Below are 19,418 nucleotides of genomic sequence, written 5' to 3' on the forward strand. Positions count from 1 at the left end.
CCGCGCAGGCCCGGTAAGCTTGCGCCACCGGGCCAGAGTCGCATTAACGCTTATACAGCGGGCCGTAGTTCTGGCAGGCGCGATAATCCTGGCCTTCCATATCCATACCATGGGCTGCCCAGGCTGAAGGGCGGTAAATTTTTTCGTCTTCCACGTTGTGCATACAAACCGGGATACGCAACATGGCGGCGAGCGTAATAAAGTCCGCGCCCACGTGACCTATCGTCAGTACGCCGTGGTTTGCGCCCCAGTTAGCCATGACGGAATAGACATCGCTGAACGGGCCTTTACCGGTTAAGCGCGGAGCGAACCAGGTGGTTGGCCAGGTGGAGTTGGTGCGCGCATCAAGCTGGTCGTGCATCTCTTTCGGCAATTCCACGCTCCAGCCTTCCGCGATTTGCAGCACCGGGCCCAGGCCTTTGATGATGTTGATGCGGGTCATGGTGAACGGCACGCCGCCCTCGGTCAGGAAGCGAGAAGAATAGCCGCCGCCGCGGAAGTATTCGTGAATAGCCGGACACCATTCGGTAGCCGCCAGGCAATCATCCGCCTCTTTCTGTGAGATCTCCCAGTGCGGCTTCATGGTCGGTTTCCCTTCGCCGTCGCGCTGTTTGCAGGAGCCATCCAGCGCTGCCGAGCCGGAGTTAATCAGGTGAATAATACCGTGCTCAGCAAGGCCGGTCAGTGGTTTACCCGTGACACGTTCAACCGCCTCTGGCGACCAGTAGGTACGCACATCGGCAAAGACCTGCGCTGTGCCGGTGAGTTGATGACCAAACAGCATCGCCACCCCGTTCAGGCTGTCGTTTTCGGTGGCGACAACGAACGGTTCGCGAATGCCGTTCCAGTCAAAGGAGCTGTTGAGCAGTGCTTCGGCGGTATCGCCATTCGGGTATTGATCGGTCCAGTGACGCTGGCCCTGGAAGCCTGCGGCAATCGCGTTGTACCCCAGCGACTCTTCAACCCGACCTTTGTCTGCCAGTTTCTGGTTACCCTGCATCATGTCGCGAATGCACATGGCCATCAGCAGGCTCTCTTTCAGCACCGCACGGCTCTGCTCTGCGTTACGCTTATATTGCTGTGCGTTCTGATCTTCACCGTAGCGGAAGTTTTTATCCGCCCACGCCAGCGCCATTTCCAGCTCAGCTTCGTCATAGATTTTTTGGTCGATGCGACGACGCAGTTCAGTCATATCAACGGGTTGAACCTTCATTCCCAGCCAGGATTCAAAGAAGTTATGATCGACAATCGAGCCGGCAATGCCCATTGAAACGCCGCCTACGGACAGGTAGCTTTTGCCTTTCATACTGGCAACCGCCAGGCCCGCGCGGGCAAAGCGCAGCAATTTTTCTTCAACATCGGCAGGGATCGTGGTGTCGCCGGCATCCTGTACGTCATGGCCGTAAATAGAGAAGGCGGGAAGCCCTTTTTGATTATGCGCAGCCAATGCTGCGGCCAGATAAACTGCGCCGGGACGTTCTGTTCCGTTAAAGCCCCAGATAGCTTTCGGGCGCATCGGATCCATGTCGATGGTTTCGCTACCGTAGCACCAGCATGGGGTAACAGTAATTGTCACGCCTACGTTCAGGCTGCTGAATTTTTCTTCACAGGCGGCAGATTCAGCCATCCCGGCAATGCAAGTGTCGGCAATCACACATTCAATTTGTGCGCCACTGGCGTGACGAAGTTTCTCTGTGATCAGCGCAGCAGTGGCTTTAGCCATATTCATGGTTTGCTCTTCGAGCGATTCACGAACACCCATACGGCGCCCATCAATCACCGGACGAATTCCAATTTTCGGTAAGCTATTTTTGTTCATTCGAGGTTCCTCATCTCACTTTATGCCGTGCTGCAAAAGCGGATGTTGAACACCACTGTCGCAGTTGGCTGAATAACCCATTTTTGCTAACTCGAGTTAGCTTAGGTATTAGAGAGTTTTTTGCACAACTTTTTTGTTGTGGAACTGTGAGAGGCTTCACGAGAAGTGGTTAAAATTCGATCTGCGTCAAATAAACCAGGACGGGTATTTTCAATAAATCCTTTTTAAATTAATTGGTTGTAATAAATTGTCTGTTCAGCGTCACAGTTTTAAACCAAATGATTTGGCTATTTTGAGTAGCTAAAATAGCTTTAAAAGGCACTTCGCTAACTCGAGTTAGCATAATTGATAAAACGCATATGAACTTATAGGTAGTATTCGCATTAACGGTGACGATGGCTTCCTGGCAACGTTTTGCGCCTGATTCACTGATTGCAGTTTCTGTATATTGAGGAAAGCAGCAATGTCTGAAACATTTTTACAGATGAGTCATATTACGAAACGTTTTCCCGGCGTATTAGCGTTGAGTAATGTGGATTTTGCTTTACGCAAAGGAGAGGTTCATGCGCTGCTGGGTGAGAATGGCGCAGGAAAGTCTACGTTGATGAAGATTTTATCCGGTGTTTATCAGCCTGATGAAGGGGATATTATTTTTGAGGGACAACCTGTTACTTTTGCGAACCCGTTGAGTGCACAAAGCGCAGGTATCACCATCATTCACCAGGAGTTTAACCTTTTCCCTGAACTCACGGTGGAAGAAAATATATTTATTGGCAGGGAGTTTTGCAAAAATAATCGCTGGCGTCTGGATGAAAAACAACAGCGACAGGCAGCTATCGATATTTTGCAAAAATTAAACCTGAATATCTCTCCAGAAACGCTGGTGGCCGATCTGACCGTCGCGCAACAACAAATGGTTGAGATTGCTAAAGCGATATCGGTGAATGCCAAGATTCTTATTATGGATGAACCGACGGCAGCACTGACTGAAACGGAAATTGACAGCTTATTTCAGGTAACTCGTTTGCTGAAAGAACAGGGAACGGGCATTGTTTATATCTCGCACAGGTTAGAGGAACTGGCGCTGATCGCCGATCGCGCGACGGTGATGCGGGATGGTCAGTTTATTGCCACTGTGGATTATGATGCGGTTAAAATTAGCGATCTGATTGCCATGATGGTTGGGCGCGATCTTGGCAATATCTATCCTCGCCGCGAACCTTTGGCTCAACGCAAACCGGTGTTGGAAGTAAGCGGTCTGACGCGCAATGGCGTATTAAACAATATTGATTTCACTCTGTATCAGGGCGAAATTTTGGGCTTCGCCGGTCTGATGGGGGCAGGACGTACTGAGCTGGCGCGGGCGATTTTTGGTGCGGATCCCATTGATGGCGGAACCCTCAAGCTGAACGGTAACGTGACGGTAATTAAAGATATTCCTGATGCTATCAAACAGGGTATCAGCTATTTAACCGAGGACAGGAAAAAAGAGGGGCTGGCATTAGGACTGTCCGTTGAGCGCAATATTATGTTGGGCAATTATCCTGAGTATTCCGATCGTTATGGCAACGTGGACAGCAAACGTTGTCAGAAAACCAGCGAAGAACAGGTGAAAGCCCTACGCATTAAAACACCACATTTAGAACAGGCTGCTCTGAATTTAAGTGGTGGTAATCAGCAGAAAATTATTATTGCCAGATGGGTGTGTAAAGACACCGATATTCTCATCTTTGATGAACCCACTCGCGGTATTGATGTGGGTGCCAAACTTGAGATTTATGAATTAATGAATCGACTGGTGGCAAAAGGGAAGTCAATTATCATGATCTCCTCTGAATTACCGGAAGTGCTGGGTATGTGCGATCGCATTTTAGTGATGCGTAATGGACGTATTACCGGGGAGTTAGCTTCTGATGACGCCACACAAGAAAAAATCATGCAATATGCGACGTTAGAGGACTAATTTATGACTATCTCTGTAACCTCTTCAGACAGCAATAATAAGAAAATAAAAATTAACAAAGAACTTTTAATGCGCCTTGCGCCGCTTTTGAGTCTGATTATTTTAGTAATATTTTTTAGCTTTGGTTCGCCATTTTTCTTTAACACTGAAAACATCATGACAATCGCTCTGCAAACTTCAGTGATTGGCATTATGGCGATTGGCGTTACCTTCGTCATTATCACGTCAGGAATCGACCTTTCTCTTGGCTCGGTGGTGGCCTTTTCGGGTGTTGCGGTAGGCATCAGCGCCACGCTGGGATTGCCTCTGCCCGTATGTATTCTGGCCGGAGTGCTGGCCGGTGGATTATGCGGCTATATCAATGGTCTGCTGGTCACCAAAATGACTATCCCACCTTTTATCGCCACGCTGGGCCTGATGATGTCCGTCAGAGGCATCAATATGGTGATGACAGATGGTCGTGCGATTTATTTCGCTGATTACCCCACCTTCAAAATGCTGGCCCAGGGACGTTTGTTCGATGTGTTGCCTTATCCCGTTTTTTACCTGGTGGTGGTGGCGCTAATCGCCGCCTACATCCTGAAGAAAACGGTGATTGGTCGCTATGTTTACGCTGTGGGTAGCAATGAGGTGGCCGCACACCTATCCGGAATTAAAGTTCAACGCGTCAAAATTTTCGTCTACGCCTTTTGCGGTCTGCTGACCGGGATCGCCGGCGTTATTCTGGCCTCACGTTTGAACTCTGGTCAGCCAACGGTTGGCGTGGGTTATGAACTGGAAGCCATCGCGGCGGTTGTTATTGGCGGTACGAGCCTGATGGGGGGAATTGGCACCATCGGCGGGACTATCATCGGCGCATTCATTATGAGCGTGTTGAAAAACGGTCTGAACCTGATGGGGGTTTCCCAGTTCTGGCAAATGGTGGCCATGGGCGTGGTGGTCATTGCTGCGGTTTATCTCGATACATTACGCAAAAAAATTCGTTGATTTACGCTCCCGGAAGTCACGGGACATCATAACCCTGACGTTTAGGGTGACTCACTCAGAACGGAGTAAAACAATGAGAACCAGGAATTTTGTCTATGCGTTATCCCTGCTGGCCTGTATGACATCCAGCGTATTGGCTAAAGATATGAACCTTCCGGTGGTCAGTAAAGGTTTCCAGCATGAATTCTGGCAAACCGTAAAAATGGGGACGGAAGCGGCAGCAAAAGAGTCGGGTGATAAAACCAGCTATGTTGGCCCGGCGGATGAAACTCAGATTGCCGAGCAGATTCAGCTAGTTGAAAACGCGATGGCGCAAAAACCCAATGGGCTATTGCTGGCAGCGTTAGATGCCAATGCGCTGGCGCCATTAGTTGAGACCGCAAATTCACGCGGCATTAAAGTTGTGACGTTTGACTCCGGTGTGAATTCCGATATCCCAGTGAGCTTTGTCGCCACGAATAACCGTAAAGCCGGTGCTGAAGCGGCGGATGCACTGGCAGCGGAAGTGGGCAGCAAAGGTAAAGTGGGCATTATTGCGCACGTAGCGGGGACCTCCTCAGCGATTGAGCGTTCGGAAGGGTTTATTGCCCGCATGAAGGAGAAATACCCGGAAATCCAGGTGCTACCGGTCCAGTACAGCGATGGCGATCCGCAAAAAGCGATGGATAAAACCATCGATATGATCCAGGCCAACCCTGATATTGCAGGGATTTATGGCACCAATGAAGGCTCAACGCTGGGCGTAGCAAACGCCATTGATAGTCAAAACCTGAAAGGCAAAGTGAAAGTGATTGGTTTTGATAGCACCGAGGCAATCATTGCTTTCCTGAAGTCTGGGGTCATTCAGGGCTTTGTCGTGCAGGACGCTTATCAGATTGGCTACCAGGGTATCAAGACACTAAATGCAGCGGTATCGGGTCAGTCTGTACCGAAAGAAATTGATATTCCGGTTAAATTCGTTAATGCGAAGAACATTGACACCCCGGAAATTGACAAGCTGTTACACCCATTCGGTAAAAAATAACACCGTTGGGGCGAAGTGCTCGCCCCATCATTCGCCAGCGTCAGGGAGTTACTATGGGCAGTGGATATTTCCTCGGTGTGGATGTCGGTTCCGCCAGCGTCAGGGCTGGTGTCTTTGATGCCAGTGGCAAACGGCTGGCTTTTGCGACATACGCCATCTCGCAGTTTCGACCCGGTCTTGAGCGGGTTGAGCAGTCATCTGCAGAAATCTGGCAGCAGGTTTGCCATGCAGTGAAGGAGGCGGTGTCGTCATCCGGGGTTCGCATTGAGGAGATTCGCGCATTGGGATTTGATGCCACCTGTTCATTGGTAGCACTGGATGAGCAGGGGCGGGGTCTGGCGGTTTCACCTGGCGAACCATCAGACCATAACATCATCATGTGGATGGATCATCGTGCGGCGCAGGAGACGCAACGTATAAACGCCACGCAGGATCCGGCTCTGCGCTACGTTGGCGGTGAAGTCAGCGTCGAAATGGAGCTTCCTAAAGTACTGTGGCTGAAAAACCATTTTCCAGCCACCTGGCAGAGTGCGTATCGCTTCTACGATCTGGCGGACTTTCTGGTCTCTAAAGCTACCGCCTGTGATGTTGCTGGTCTGTGCACGCTGACCTGTAAATGGAACTATCTGGCACATGAACAACGCTTTAGCCACTCTTTGCTTGACGCTGTTGAGCTAACGGATTTGTTGGGCAAAATCCCGTCGCGGATCCTGCCGCCAGGCGCCGCCGTTGGAACGCTTAGCGCCGATGCGGCCCAGGCGCTGGGGCTGACGACTGCAGTGGTCGTCGCCAGCGGAATGATTGATGCCCATGCGGGCGGAGTAGCGCTTGCCGGTGTTGAGCCTGAGGGGACGTTGGCGTTGATCAGCGGAACGTCAAATTGCCATATGCTGTGCAGCGAGCAGGAAATTCATACACCTGGTGTATGGGGGCCGTACTGGTCAGCCATGCTGCCAGGCTACTGGCTGACAGAAGGGGGGCAAAGTGCCGCTGGGGCGTTAGTCGACTGGACGCTTCAGGAGTCAGGAGCCAGCGCGGCGCTATTTCACAAGGCTGAGGCGCGGGGTTGCCATCCCATCGTTTTAGTTAATGAATGGGTTGCCGCACTTGAGGCGCAGGAGTCAGAGCCTGGTCGTTATTTGCATGTGCTGGCCGATCATCACGGTAATCGTTCACCGCGCGCGCGACCCGATGCCCGGGGGAGTGTTTGCGGTTTGACTCTTGAGCGAGGCGAGATGCAGGTTGCTCGTCTGTACCTGGCGACATTACAGGCGATCGCCTGCGGTACGCGGCATATTATGGAAGTGATGCGCGAAAACGGTCACACCATTTCCCGACTGACGCTGTGCGGCGGCGCAACGCATAATCCACTGTGGTTGCGAGAATATGCCGATGCCACCGGATGCGATATTCATCTGATGCAGGAAGAGGATGCGGTGACGTTAGGTGCAGCCATCACCGGTGCGGTTGCCTGCGGCGCGTGGGAAAATATTCCATCTGCATGCCAGGCGATGGTTCGATCAGGCGAGGTGATTAAGGCTAACCCGGCACGGCGCAACTTCTATGACCGCAAATATCAGGCTTATCTGATGATGTGGGATCAGCAGCAGGCGATTAACCAACTTATGCAGTAAGACAAAAGTTTAAAATACTTTTATGATTGTAGATTGACGTTTTTGGATGTGAACTGGGGCATATAAATGGCTAAAACAGTAGAACAGATAGCCAGCGATCTGAATTTATCGGTTACGACCGTACGACTGGTGCTGAACGGGAAAGCAGAGCAATATCGAATCAGTGTCAAAACCCAAACGCGTATTAATGAATATGTCGAGCGCTATGGTTACGTCATTAACCATTCAGCACGTAGCCTGAAATTGAATAAAACGGATACGTTGGGATTGATTGTGCCCAATATTTCCAACGTGTTTTTTGCCACACTCGCAGAAAAACTTGAGCAACGCTGTCGTCGTTCCGGTTATCAGCTAACGATTAGCTGTACCTATGACGACGTTGATTACGAAAATAAACTGACTAAAGCGTTAATAGCTCGCAATGTCGATGGCCTTTTTATTGTTCCCTCAACATTAGAAAATCAGCAGCACCATTTACGTCAGGTCAGAAAACCGATGGTGTTACTTGACCGTGATTTTAAGTATACCGATAACGCTCTGGTAGAAAGCCATAACATTTTGGGCGGCGAAAAGTTGACGCAAAGTTTGTTTGACGCTGGAAAGTCGCCGATCTGGTTTTTGGTGGGAGATACCGGATTACCCAGCATCGGCGACCGTTTACAAGGTTATCTTAATGCATTGAACAATAATGGTATTTTGCATAGCGATTGGGTGCGCGAAGGTCCAGACAACACGCCCGAGGGGGGTTATCGACTGATGGATGAGTTGATCGGCGAACAGGGCTGCCCACAGGCATTTATCGCCTCATCATTACCCGTACTGGAGGGGGCCATTAATGCTATTCGTAATCGTTTTGGCACAATTCCACCTGAAATTAACATTGGGACATTCGATGAACACCCAATGCTGGGATTCCTCGCCAATAATGTCTGGTCAATGCAGCAGGATGAAAATGTTTGGGCGGAAAAAGCGTTCGATATGATGATGAGTGCTATTGATGACCAGCCAATTAAAGAAACTGTAAAAGTTGAGATGAAACTTATTAAGCGCGTAAGACAACCTTAATACGCCGCTATAAATAAATCGGCCTACTGAACCTGAATATATACGTTCAGTGGCTGCCTGTATCTGAAACCTGACCCGTCTTACTCTGCGGCTGCATTTTTCGCAATAAAGACGAGGGGAAACTGTACCCGGAGAATCATTATGGAAAGAATGCGTTTGTCGCGAGAAATCATTGAAACCTGCCTTGAAATGACCAGCCTTGGATTGAATCAGGGGACGGCGGGAAATGTGAGTGCGCGTTATGAAAATGGGATGCTGATCACGCCCAGCGGTATTCCTTACGAAAGACTTACTGAAAATATGATCGTGTATGTAGATAACGACGGGAAATATGATAAAGGACAATTACCCTCCAGTGAATGGCGTTTTCACCTGGCGGCATATCAGACGCGTCCGGATGCCAATGCGGTTGTCCATAACCATGCCGTACATTGCACGGCCGTTTCTATTCTTAATCGCCCTATCCCGGCAATTCACTACATGATTGCGGCGGCAGGGGGGAACTCTATTCCGTGTGCGCCTTATGCGACGTTTGGTACACGAGAGCTGTCAGAGCATGTGAGCGTCGCCCTGAAAAACCGTAAGGCAACGCTTTTACAGCACCATGGGTTGATTGCTTGTGAAGCGAATTTGGAAAAAGCACTGTGGTTGGCGCATGAAGTGGAAGTTCTGGCCCGCCTTTATCTGAGCACGCTGGCGATTGTTGACCCGGTGCCGGTGCTGGATGACGAGGAGATCGCCATTGTGCTGGAGAAATTCAAATCTTACGGATTACGCATTGAAGAGTAATTTCGCATAGCGAAAAGGAGAAATACGATGGCGAACAGAATGATTCTGAACGAAACGGCATGGTTTGGCCGGGGAGCTGTTGGTGCATTAACCGATGAAGTCATCCGTCGTGGTTATCGCAAGGCGTTGATTGTGACTGATAAAAATCTGGTGCAGTGCGGCGTTGTCGATAAGGTGACTTCCCGAATGGATGCTGCAGGTCTGGCATGGGAAATCTATTCAGGCGTTATTCCTAACCCAACCATTGCGGTGGTGCAGGAAGGGTTGGGTGTCTTTCAGCAAAGCGGCGCAGACTATCTGATCGCCATCGGCGGAGGCTCCCCTCAGGATACCTGTAAAGCGATTGGCATTATCAATAATAACCCTGAGTTTGCGGATGTACGCAGCCTTGAAGGGTTATCGCCAACGCGCAGCCCGAGCGTGCCGGTTATGGCTATCCCAACCACCGCGGGAACGGCAGCGGAAGTGACCATTAACTACGTGATCACTGACGAAGAAAATCGGCGTAAGTTTGTTTGTGTCGACCCCCATGACATCCCACAGGTAGCGTTCATTGATGCTGACATGATGGACGGCATGCCAGCGGCGCTAAAAGCCGCCACCGGAGTGGATGCCCTGACCCATGCTATTGAGGGGTACATTACGCGGGCGGCGTGGGCGCTTACCGATGCGCTGCACATTAAAGCTATTGAAATGATAGCCGGGGCATTACGTGGTTCCGTTGCGGGCGATACCCAGGCCGGGGAAGCGATGGCGCTGGGCCAGTACGTGGCCGGGATGGGCTTTTCCAACGTTGGTCTGGGATTAGTGCATGGAATGGCACACCCGTTAGGCGCGTTTTATAACACGCCGCACGGCGTAGCAAATGCCATTTTGCTGCCGCACGTGATGCGCTATAACGCCGAATTCACCGGGGAAAAATTTCGCGATATCGCCCGGGTGATGGGAGTTAAGGTTGAAGAACTGACGCTGGCAGAGGCACGTAAAGCGGCAGTAGATGCCGTCTTCGCCCTTAACCGCGATGTAGGGATCCCGCTGCATTTACGCGATGTTGGCGTACGTAAAGAGGATATTCCTGCGCTGGCGCAGGCGGCATTTGACGATGTTTGTACCGGGGGAAATCCCCGTGAAGCGAATCTTGGGGATATCGTTGAGCTGTACCACACCGCCTGGTAATTTTTCAGCGTGACGGCGTGAAAGCCTTATCCGGCCTACCGGGGTGTTCGACGTGTAGGCCAGATAAGCACAGCGCCATTCGGCAACAGAGCTATCGCACCAACCGTAATTGCTGCAGGTTTCCGTCGATATGTAAGTCCGTTTGCAGCCGTGCGATATCGCGACACAGAAACGCCATCTCCTGGTGCATCTCTAGTTTCTTGCGCCACTTGTCCGGTACTTCATCAAGATGCGCGTAAATGCCTTCCAGATGTTGAAACTGTACGAGCAGCTGCGTGGCGCTTTTGGGACCAATACCTGCAACCCCCGGTACTTTCGAACTGCTGATCCCGGCCAGTCCCCAGTAATCAGGCAACTGCTGCGGCAGCACGCCAAACTCTTTCTCAATAAACGGTGCATCCAGCCAGCGCTTCTGGAAGTAGTCACGAATACGTAGCGTCGGGGAGAGCAACTGACAATAGCCTTTATCGGTTGATACGATGGTAGCCTGATGTCCCGCCTGGCTCACTTTAACCGCCAGGGTTGCGGCTAAATCATCGGCTTCATTCCCGCTGGAGACCCAACAGCAGACGCCGCGCTGTTCAAAAGCGGCGCGTAAGGCGGGCATTTCCTGGTGCAATTCATCAGGCATCGGTGGGCGACCGGCTTTGTAGTCAGGCAACCGTTGGTGACGCCAGCCGCTGTTGCGCGCTTCATCATCGAATACCGCCACGGCGTGCGTAGGCTGACTGTGCACAATCAACTGATCGAGCGCGTGCTGGCACGTCTCTACGCAGGGTGAGCCCTGTACGGCGTGAATGCGGCGGATAAGGTTCAGTGCATCGACAATGAGCAGGTGGACGGCCACGGTGTTCTCCCTAACAAATAAGTTTGTAGGGTAACATTCACGGCGAGGGGAGGCGAGTGTTGCGAAATAGCGTTATCTGTAGGCCGGATGGCGGCGAGCGCCTCATCCGGCCTACAGATCCTGAAACGTGGTGGGACTTAATCGCAGGTGACAATCTTCATCGCCAGACCGCCGCGAGATGTTTCACGGTATTTGGCGTTCATGTCTTTACCGGTTTCGTACATGGTCTCGATGACTTTATCAAGGCACACGCGTGGTTCGCTGGTACGGCGCAGCGCCATACGTGCGGCGTTCACTGCTTTAACCGAAGCAATGGCGTTACGCTCAATGCACGGTACCTGCACCTGGCCGGCAACCGGATCGCAGGTCAGACCCAGGTTATGTTCCATACCGATTTCCGCCGCGATGCACACCTGCATTGGGCTACCGCCCAGCAGTTCAGCCAGACCGGCCGCAGCCATGGAGCAGGCAACGCCGACTTCACCTTGACAGCCCACTTCGGCGCCAGAGATAGAGGCGTTCATCTTGTACAGCGAACCAATGGCGCTCGCGACCAGCATGTAGCGTGCCAGCGAGTTAGCGTTCACTTCGCGGATAAACTTGTCGTAGTACGCCAGCACGGCAGGAACAATCCCGCATGCGCCATTAGTTGGCGCCGTAACCACGCGTCCACCGGCAGCGTTTTCTTCGTTCACGGCCAGCGCGAACATGTTGATCCAGTCAACAACCGCCATCGGATCAGTGGTGGTTTTGTCGCTGCTGACCAGCATACGACGCAGCGCCGCCGCGCGACGTGGAACGCGCAGTTTGCCCGGCAATACACCTTCGGTGGTGATGCCGCGCTCAATCCCGCTGCGCATGACGTCCCAGACGTTGGCGAAGTGTTGTTCCAGCTCTTCTTTGCTGTGCAGCGCCAGTTCGTTTTGCATCATCAGACCGGAAAGTGACAGGCCGGTTTCCTGGCAATGACGTTGCAAATCAGCCGCAGATTTATACGGATACGGCACGTTTACCGGAGAGTTGTTCGGTAAACCAAAATGTTCTTCATCAACGATGAACCCACCGCCAATGGAATAGTAAGTCTGGCTGTAAATGGCTTTTTCGCCCGCCAGTGCGGTAATACGCATCCCGTTTTCGTGCAGAGACAGATTGTCCGCATGGAAATTCATGCACTTGTCGACCGGGAACTCGACCTCATGTTGACCGTCCGCCAGCAGCAAACGTCCATGAGTATTCACATCCTGGATAAAGGCCGGGATGGCATCAATGTCTACGGTATCCGGCAGATTACCCGCCAGGCCCATAATAATCGCGATGTCGGTATGGTGACCTTTCCCCGTCAGAGACAAGGAGCCATAGACATCAACCACTACGCGGGTTACGTCAGTGAGAATTCCGCGTGCAATCAGGTCATCCGTGAATTGTTTGCCTGCTTTCATCGGGCCAACAGTGTGGGAGCTGGAAGGGCCAATGCCGATTTTGAAAATATCGAATACGCTAATCATGAGGCGTCCATTGTGTATCGAGGTGCGCCGCCCCGAGGAGCGGCGCAAGGGAATTAACTGAACAGAGAGTAGAAAATAGCGGAGATAGCGATCAGGCCCATAATCACAACGAAGACGTTGCTGATATGGCCGCTGTATTTACGCATTGCCGGTACTTTCTGAATTGCATACATCGGCATCAGGAACAGAATCATCGCGATGATTGGGCCACCCAGGGTTTCAATCATACCGAGGATACTTGGGTTCAGCGTCGCCACAATCCAGGTGGTTACCAGCATGAACAGCGCAGTGATTTTGTTCAGTTTGTTGATTTCGATGGTTTTGCCTTTGCCGCGCAGAGACTTAATCACCATACCGTTGAAACCTTCACGTGCGCCCAGGTAGTGGCCGAGGAAGGATTTGGTGATAGCGATAATCGCGATGATCGGTGCCATCCAGGCAATGATCGGCGCGTTAAAGTGGTTTGCCAGGTAAGACAGGATAGAGATGTTCTGCTCTTTCGCTGCGGCCAGATCCGCTGGGGTCAGGCTAAATACGCAGCTGAAGACGAAGAACATAACGGTCAGCACCATCATGATGTGAGCGAATGCCAGAATCTTAGAGCATTTCTTCTCAGCTTCATCACCGTATTCTTCACGCTTCGCCACGGCGAAGGAGGAGATGATTGGTGAGTGGTTGAAGGAGAACACCATTACCGGAATTGCCAGCCACAGGGTCAACAGCAGTCCGTTGCCGGTGGTTGCTGCAGAGTCAAAGGACAGGGTTTCCAGAACTGCACCGCTCCACTGAGGGATCAGGTACAGCGCCAGCAGCATCAGGGCGGCAACAAACGGGAATACCAGGATGCTCATCGCCTTCACGATCATCTGCTCACCGAAACGCACGATGGTCATCATGCCGACAATCAGGATCAGAGACAGGATTGCGCGCGGCGGCGGCGTAATTGCCAACTGGTGGGTCAGGAAGCTTTCGACGGTGTTGGTGATTGCTACGCTGTAGACCAACAGAATTGGGTAGATAGCGAAGAAGTAGAGCAGGGTAATCAGTTTACCTGCGCCTACACCAAAGTGCTCTTCTACAACTTCAGTAATGTCTTCACCCGGATTTTTACCGGACAGCACGAAGCGAGTCAGGCCGCGGTGTGCAAAGAAGGTCATTGGGAAAGCAAGGATCGCCATGATGATCAGCGGAATCATACCGCCTACGCCTGCGTTAATCGGCAGGAACAATACACCCGCGCCAATCGCCGTGCCGTAAAGGCCCAGCATCCACATGGTATCTGTCTTGCGCCATGCGCTGCGGGTCTGGCCCGTAACGATAGTGCTGGTTTGAGTGTTTTCCATCTATTTCTCCTGGAGGAAGCTTAAAAAGTCGGGTTTGGGGTCAATCCAATGAGAAAATACCCGACTGTAAATCGAAATTCGTTGAGCGATTTTTTATATAATTTTTCGCCGTAATAATTTGCGGGCGGAAAGATACATTTTAGTAATGAATGTATCAGTGATCGCGATCCCAAATGCAATAATCCACCTTTTATGTGGATAAATTTGGACCATTAATCTGTTAAAAAATAGTCAAAGCGAATTTACGGGCGCGAAGGCTAACATTAACGACATATATCATGAAAGCGAAGGCGCGAAGATACGAGCGTTACGCTGTAAAAACTGTTGTTTTTAGAGGATTTTGGCGACTAATAATAATTTCTTAAGATAAATCACGGTTGGGTTTTAAAGGTAATCGTTTGCGTAGCGCGTTATTTTTAATGAAACATCATTGGTATTTATATGATCGTCTGAGCTATGTGACTGGTATCACTAAAAAAAGCCGGGAGGCTGATGCGCCAAACCCGGCTTTGATATGGACAAAACTGTCACCGCGATAGCGTCTGCTGGCGGCTGTTGGAGGTTAGGCGCAAATCTCGTAGCAAGGGATATACGCGGAGCCAGGTAACTTCATACGATGCTGTGCAACAAAGCCCTGCAGGAGATCGTCCATGCGGCGCATCATTTCGCGGTCACCGTGGATTTTGTACGGGCCAAACTCTTCGATGGCGCGGATCCCGACTTCCTTCACGTTACCGGCTACAATCCCCGAGAACGCACGGCGCAGGTCTGCCGCCAGTACTTCCACGGGTTGATCCGGGTACAGCTTCAGGTTAGCCATGTTTTCATGGGACGGCTCGAACGGCATCTGCAAATCAGGCGCGATACGAATCGACCAGTTAAAGCTGTAGGCATCACCGGTGTCACGGCGGTTCTCTTTCACCAGCGGCATCGCTTTTTTCATCAGACGAGCCACTTCTGCTGCATCGTCTATGATAATGCGATAGTGGCGACGCGCATCTTCCCCCAGCGTGTGCACGATAAATTCGTCCAGCACGCGGAAGTAATCGGCGCTCTCTTTTGGTCCAGTCAGGATCAGCGGTAAAACCTGATCTTTGTTGGCCGGGTTCATCAGGATCCCCAGCAGATACAGCAGCTCTTCTGCTGTCCCTACGCCGCCTGGGAAGATGATTATACCGTGGGCGATACGCACGAACGCTTCCAGACGTTTTTCAATGTCCGGCATGATGATCAGTTCGTTAACCAGCGGGTTAGGCGGCTCAGCGGCAATGATTGACGGTTCGGTCATACCGATAAAGCGGCTGTCTTTGTATCGTTGCTGGGCGTGACCGACCGCAGCGCCTTTCATTGGCGCTTCCATCGCCCCCGGACCACAGCCGGTACAGATGTTCAGTTCGCGCAGGCCCAACTGGGTACCAACGCGACGGGCGTACAGGTACTCGTTTTCGTTGATGGAGTGACCCCCCCAGCAGACGACCATGTTCGGCGCTTCACCCACGTGTAGCGCCCGGGCATTGCGCAGGATCGAGAATACCAGGTTGGTAATATGCACCGAGCTTTCAAGATCCAGATGCTGAAAACGACCGGCGTTATGGATCTGGCCATTGACGAACAGAATGTCGCGCAGCACAGCAAACAGGTTGGCCTGCAGTGCGCGAATAATGCGTCCATCAACAAACGCATCTTCAGGTGGGTTGATCAGTTCCAGCTTCACGCCCCGTTCGCGGCGCAGCACGTTAATGTCGAAACTTTCAAAGCGTGACAGCAGCTCTTTGCTGTTGTCGGTCAAACTGCCGGAGTTCAGAACGGCAAGCGAACAGTTACGAAACAGTTGATACAGGTCGCTGCTGGCCGTGCGTTTAAGCATATCGACTTCCAGCTGCGACAACATGTCCATTGAGCCAAGCGGGCTAATATGTGTAATCAAGTAAACTCCTTATGGGACGCAACACGTCATTCCCTGTTGATTACAATAGCCCTGGCTTATGACCTTTCACAACCTTGCGCGCGGAATCCGGCACGCAAAATTGAGAAAAAAGATTACTGACGTACCAGACGCCCCGTTGCTGGGGTGAAATCGGTGTTGGTACGCCATGGGTTAATGTCCAGGCCGCCACGTCGCGTGTAGCGCGCGTAAACGCTCAGTTTCTCCGGCTGGCAGAAGCGCAGAATGTCATTGAAAATGCGCTCCACGCACTGCTCGTGAAACTCATTATGGTGACGGAAGGAGACCAGATAACGCAGCAGCTTCTCGCGATCGATTTTTCGTCCGCGATACTGAATCTGTATGGAGCCCCAGTCCGGCTGGTGGGTGATCAAGCAGTTAGACTTCAGCAGATGGCTGACCAGCGTCTCTTCCACCGCTTTTTCACCGCCAACGGCATTTTCCAGATACTCTGTGCTGAACTGGTAGTTATCGATGACGATATCCTGATTGTCGATACAGGTGCCGTTAAAGTGGGCTATCGGTTGTCCTTCCAGTTCGTCAAGACGGTACAGCGCTACGCTGACATCACCCTGAGCACAAGCGCGCAGATCGTTTTCCAGCGTCTGGCGTACCGCATCCCAGGAATCAAAACGCGTCTGGTTAAAACTGTTCAGGTAAAGCTTAAAGCTTTTCGATTCGATCAGATTTACGCTGGTGTAATCCAGTTCTACATGACCGACCGCTACCTGCGGTAAACCGTTGGCATTCAGCCAAGACAGTTCATATAGCGTCCAGATATCGGCACCGTGAAAAGGTAGATTATCGGCCTGTAAATCCAGCGGGTCGCGGTTCAGGCTGCGTGGAACGCCCTGCAGCAGGCTGGAATCGTAATTGTCACGGTAATCTGTTGATTTACCAAGAGTCAGGCCATCAAGCGCCTGATGATTTTCATAAGAGGACATGTTTCACCGTCATAAACCAGGATACACTATGCGACAAGTGTATCCTGGCTTTTGTGAAGAGAGAAATCAGTGGACGAATTGACAGCGCAGGCGTTGACAGCCTTTACGACACGTTATTGCGACGCATGGTACGAAAAAAACAACAGCTGGCCCCTCAGCGAAGAGCTGTATGGCGTACCTTCTCCGTGCATCATTTCTTCCACAGACGATGCGGTATTCTGGCAACCTCAGCCTTTTGTTGGCGAAAAAAACCTCAATGCGGTTGAACGCGCCTTTGATATCGTGATACAACCAGCCGTTCACGCTTTTTACACCACCCAGTTTGCCGGGGACATGCACGCGCAGTTTGCGGATGAAAAGCTAACGCTGCTGCAAACCTGGAGCGAAGACGACTTCAGGCGCGTTCAGGAAAACCTGATTGGTCACCTGGTTACGCAAAAGCGCCTCAAGCTGTCGCCTACGCTTTTTATTGCCACCCAGGACAATGAGCTTGACGTCATTTCGGTGTGCAATCTCTCCGGTGAAGTGTGCAAAGAAACGCTGGGAACCCGTAAACGAACGGTACTGGCGGGCTCACTTGCGGAATTTCTCACTCAGCTTAAGCCAGTTCTGTAATCCAGATTGCCCTGAACCTTGTGAGAGATCTCTTACAAACCCTGTAGGACATTGCCAGGTAATAAGTAAAGACTTAATGAACGGATAAAATAATTATCCCTTATTATTCATAAAGTTAATGTTTTATTGTCAACTTTCATACGAAAATAATCTTAAGGGAGTGTCTGTAAGCATCTTGTAAGACAAGGCGAAACAGGCGATTCTATATCTGTCGACAAGGAGTCGCACAACGAAGAGAACATCAGGATGATGGCTCTTCGGCAGGACACACCAGGACGGTGTTACAAGGACAGGCTTCAGGATGAAGCGAAGCGGAAAGCGCTGGATGCGTTAAGGGACACCTCCAGGATGGAGAATGAGAGCCGGTCAGGATGTTTGGCGGGTCAGGATGGCCAGGACACTTCAGGATGAAGTTTTCACATCGGGGTGATGTGAGCAGGATGCACAAGTTCAGGATGAACAAGGTCGCAAGACCACAGGAAAAGTTGTCACGGATGAGCAGGGAGCACTAAAAGTAGCTGGAACGCTGCGAAACGAACCGGGAGCACTGTTTTTACAGTGCTCCCTTTTTTTATTTCCCTTCACTAGTGCTATTCTTCGCGCCAGATTTTTCATCATTGAGGTTAATTTCATGACGACTCATGACCGTGTGCGCCAGCAGTTACACGCGCTTGAAGCGCTACTGCGTGAACATAATCACTGGCGGTTGGATGAGCCTGCAGAGCATCTGTTTACCAGCACGCAGCCTTTTTGTATGGATACCATGGAGCCGGTTGAGTGGCTGCAATGGGTATTGATTCCCCGCATGCATACGCTGATTGATAACGCTCAGCCGCTTCCGCAGGCTTTTGCCGTCGCACCGTATTACGAAATGGCGTTGGCAGCCGATCACCCGCAACGCGAAATTCTGCTGACGGCATTGCAGGAATTGGATGCTCTGTTTACAAGTGATAACGCCTGATGCTGGAGATTCTGTATCAGGACGAATGGCTGGTCGCAGTTAACAAACCTTCGGGCTGGTTGGTTCACCGCAGTTGGCTCGACCGGGATGAGAAAGTGGTGGTGATGCAAACGGTACGCGACCAGATTGGTCAGCACGTTTTTACCGCCCACCGACTCGACAGACCGACTTCCGGGGTACTGCTGATGGGGCTGTCCAGCGAAGCCGGGCGGCTGCTGTCACAGCAATTTGAACATCATCAAATTCAGAAACGCTATCATGCGATTGTGCGTGGCTGGCTGATGGATGATGCCGTGCTGGATTACCCGCTGGTCGAAGAACTGGATAAGATCGCCGATAAATTTGCCCGTGATGATAAAGGCCCGCAGCCTGCCGTCACCCATTATCGCGGTTTGGCGACGGTTGAGATGCCGGTAGCGACCGGACGTTATCCGACGACCCGTTATGGATTGGTGGAACTGGATCCTAAAACCGGTCGAAAACACCAGCTCAGACGCCATCTGGCGCACTTACGCCATCCAATTATCGGCGACAGTAAGCACGGTGATTTGCGGCAAAACCGCAGCGCCGCTGAGCATTTTGGCTGTCAGCGTTTGATGCTTCATGCCAGCCAGCTTGCGCTGACTCATCCTTTCACCGGCGAACCGCTGGTTATTCGCGCCGGGCTGGATGATGTCTGGATGCAGGCGCTATCACAGTTTGGCTGGCGTGGACTTCTCCCTGAGAATGAAAGGGTTGAGTTCAGCGGGCTGTCAGGTCAGGATGAGCAGATAGATTCTTAAGTCCCAGGAGATTACGGTT

16 protein-coding genes are annotated in these 19,418 nt (G+C 51.5%); 10 read left to right on the forward strand and 6 right to left on the reverse strand.

Annotated features, from left to right (window positions below; translation table 11 throughout):
• Positions 1 to 43: 43 nt before the first annotated feature.
• On the reverse strand, positions 44 to 1,819 hold the full coding sequence (gene fucI, locus HV311_RS04630) for an L-fucose isomerase (protein WP_075847504.1): 1,776 nt from the start codon (positions 1,817 to 1,819) through the stop codon (positions 44 to 46).
• Between the two features lie 463 nt (positions 1,820 to 2,282).
• Between fucI and HV311_RS04635 the strand changes: the two genes are divergently transcribed.
• From HV311_RS04635 to fucO, 7 genes are all read left to right on the forward strand, one after another.
• Positions 2,283 to 3,782: a sugar ABC transporter ATP-binding protein gene (locus HV311_RS04635; RefSeq protein WP_046276142.1), complete on the forward strand. Its 1,500-nt coding sequence runs from the start codon at positions 2,283 to 2,285 to the stop codon at positions 3,780 to 3,782.
• A 3-nt stretch (positions 3,783 to 3,785) separates the two neighbouring features.
• Positions 3,786 to 4,769, forward strand: coding sequence for an ABC transporter permease (locus HV311_RS04640; protein WP_003034055.1), 984 nt, complete (start codon positions 3,786 to 3,788; stop codon positions 4,767 to 4,769).
• 73 nt (positions 4,770 to 4,842) lie between these two features.
• A complete protein-coding gene (locus tag HV311_RS04645; protein WP_016157361.1) occupies positions 4,843 to 5,793 on the forward strand; it encodes an ABC transporter substrate-binding protein in 951 nt (316 codons plus the stop codon).
• 53 nt (positions 5,794 to 5,846) lie between these two features.
• The gene (locus HV311_RS04650) at positions 5,847 to 7,427 is read left to right on the forward strand and encodes an FGGY-family carbohydrate kinase (RefSeq protein ID WP_191220768.1); all 1,581 of its coding nucleotides are present in this window, start codon (positions 5,847 to 5,849) and stop codon (positions 7,425 to 7,427) included.
• Between the two features lie 66 nt (positions 7,428 to 7,493).
• On the forward strand, positions 7,494 to 8,492 hold the full coding sequence (locus HV311_RS04655) for a LacI family DNA-binding transcriptional regulator (RefSeq protein WP_016154251.1): 999 nt from the start codon (positions 7,494 to 7,496) through the stop codon (positions 8,490 to 8,492).
• A gap of 141 nt (positions 8,493 to 8,633) precedes the next feature.
• Positions 8,634 to 9,281, forward strand: coding sequence for an L-fuculose-phosphate aldolase (gene fucA, locus HV311_RS04660; protein ID WP_003034062.1), 648 nt, complete (start codon positions 8,634 to 8,636; stop codon positions 9,279 to 9,281).
• A 27-nt stretch (positions 9,282 to 9,308) separates the two neighbouring features.
• On the forward strand, positions 9,309 to 10,457 hold the full coding sequence (fucO, locus tag HV311_RS04665) for a lactaldehyde reductase (RefSeq protein ID WP_019077588.1): 1,149 nt from the start codon (positions 9,309 to 9,311) through the stop codon (positions 10,455 to 10,457).
• A gap of 91 nt (positions 10,458 to 10,548) precedes the next feature.
• Here the strand turns inward: fucO and xni are convergent, their stop codons facing one another.
• The 5 genes from xni to queF all read right to left on the reverse strand — a co-directional run bounded on the left by xni (position 10,549) and on the right by queF (position 17,041).
• Positions 10,549 to 11,304, reverse strand: a complete 756-nt coding sequence (xni, locus tag HV311_RS04670; RefSeq protein WP_016154249.1) for a flap endonuclease Xni — start codon at positions 11,302 to 11,304, stop codon at positions 10,549 to 10,551.
• A gap of 137 nt (positions 11,305 to 11,441) precedes the next feature.
• Positions 11,442 to 12,809: an L-serine ammonia-lyase gene (locus HV311_RS04675; protein ID WP_016154248.1), complete on the reverse strand. Its 1,368-nt coding sequence runs from the start codon at positions 12,807 to 12,809 to the stop codon at positions 11,442 to 11,444.
• A 53-nt stretch (positions 12,810 to 12,862) separates the two neighbouring features.
• Entirely contained in the window at positions 12,863 to 14,152 is a 1,290-nt protein-coding gene (locus HV311_RS04680; RefSeq protein ID WP_016154247.1) for an HAAAP family serine/threonine permease, read from the reverse strand.
• Positions 14,153 to 14,714: 562 nt separating this feature from the next.
• A complete protein-coding gene (ppnN, locus tag HV311_RS04685) occupies positions 14,715 to 16,079 on the reverse strand; it encodes a nucleotide 5'-monophosphate nucleosidase PpnN (protein ID WP_003840366.1) in 1,365 nt (454 codons plus the stop codon).
• A 113-nt stretch (positions 16,080 to 16,192) separates the two neighbouring features.
• Positions 16,193 to 17,041 (reverse strand): NADPH-dependent 7-cyano-7-deazaguanine reductase QueF, encoded by an 849-nt coding sequence (gene queF, locus HV311_RS04690; RefSeq protein ID WP_191220769.1) that lies wholly within the window; start codon positions 17,039 to 17,041, stop codon positions 16,193 to 16,195.
• Between the two features lie 69 nt (positions 17,042 to 17,110).
• Here queF and syd point away from each other — a divergent pair, with 69 nt between their 5' ends.
• From syd to truC, 3 genes are all read left to right on the forward strand, one after another.
• The gene (gene syd / locus HV311_RS04695) at positions 17,111 to 17,656 is read left to right on the forward strand and encodes a SecY-interacting protein (RefSeq protein WP_191220770.1); all 546 of its coding nucleotides are present in this window, start codon (positions 17,111 to 17,113) and stop codon (positions 17,654 to 17,656) included.
• Positions 17,657 to 18,287: 631 nt separating this feature from the next.
• Positions 18,288 to 18,617, forward strand: a complete 330-nt coding sequence (locus tag HV311_RS04700) for a YqcC family protein (RefSeq protein WP_016154244.1) — start codon at positions 18,288 to 18,290, stop codon at positions 18,615 to 18,617.
• On the forward strand, positions 18,617 to 19,399 hold the full coding sequence (gene truC, locus HV311_RS04705) for a tRNA pseudouridine(65) synthase TruC (RefSeq protein WP_003825671.1): 783 nt from the start codon (positions 18,617 to 18,619) through the stop codon (positions 19,397 to 19,399). Before HV311_RS04700 ends, truC begins: the two co-directional genes overlap by 1 nt.
• Positions 19,400 to 19,418: the final 19 nt, after the last annotated feature.

Source organism: Citrobacter sp. RHBSTW-00881 (assembly GCF_013728515.1).
GTDB classification, from domain to species: Bacteria; Pseudomonadota; Gammaproteobacteria; order Enterobacterales; family Enterobacteriaceae; genus Citrobacter; species Citrobacter braakii.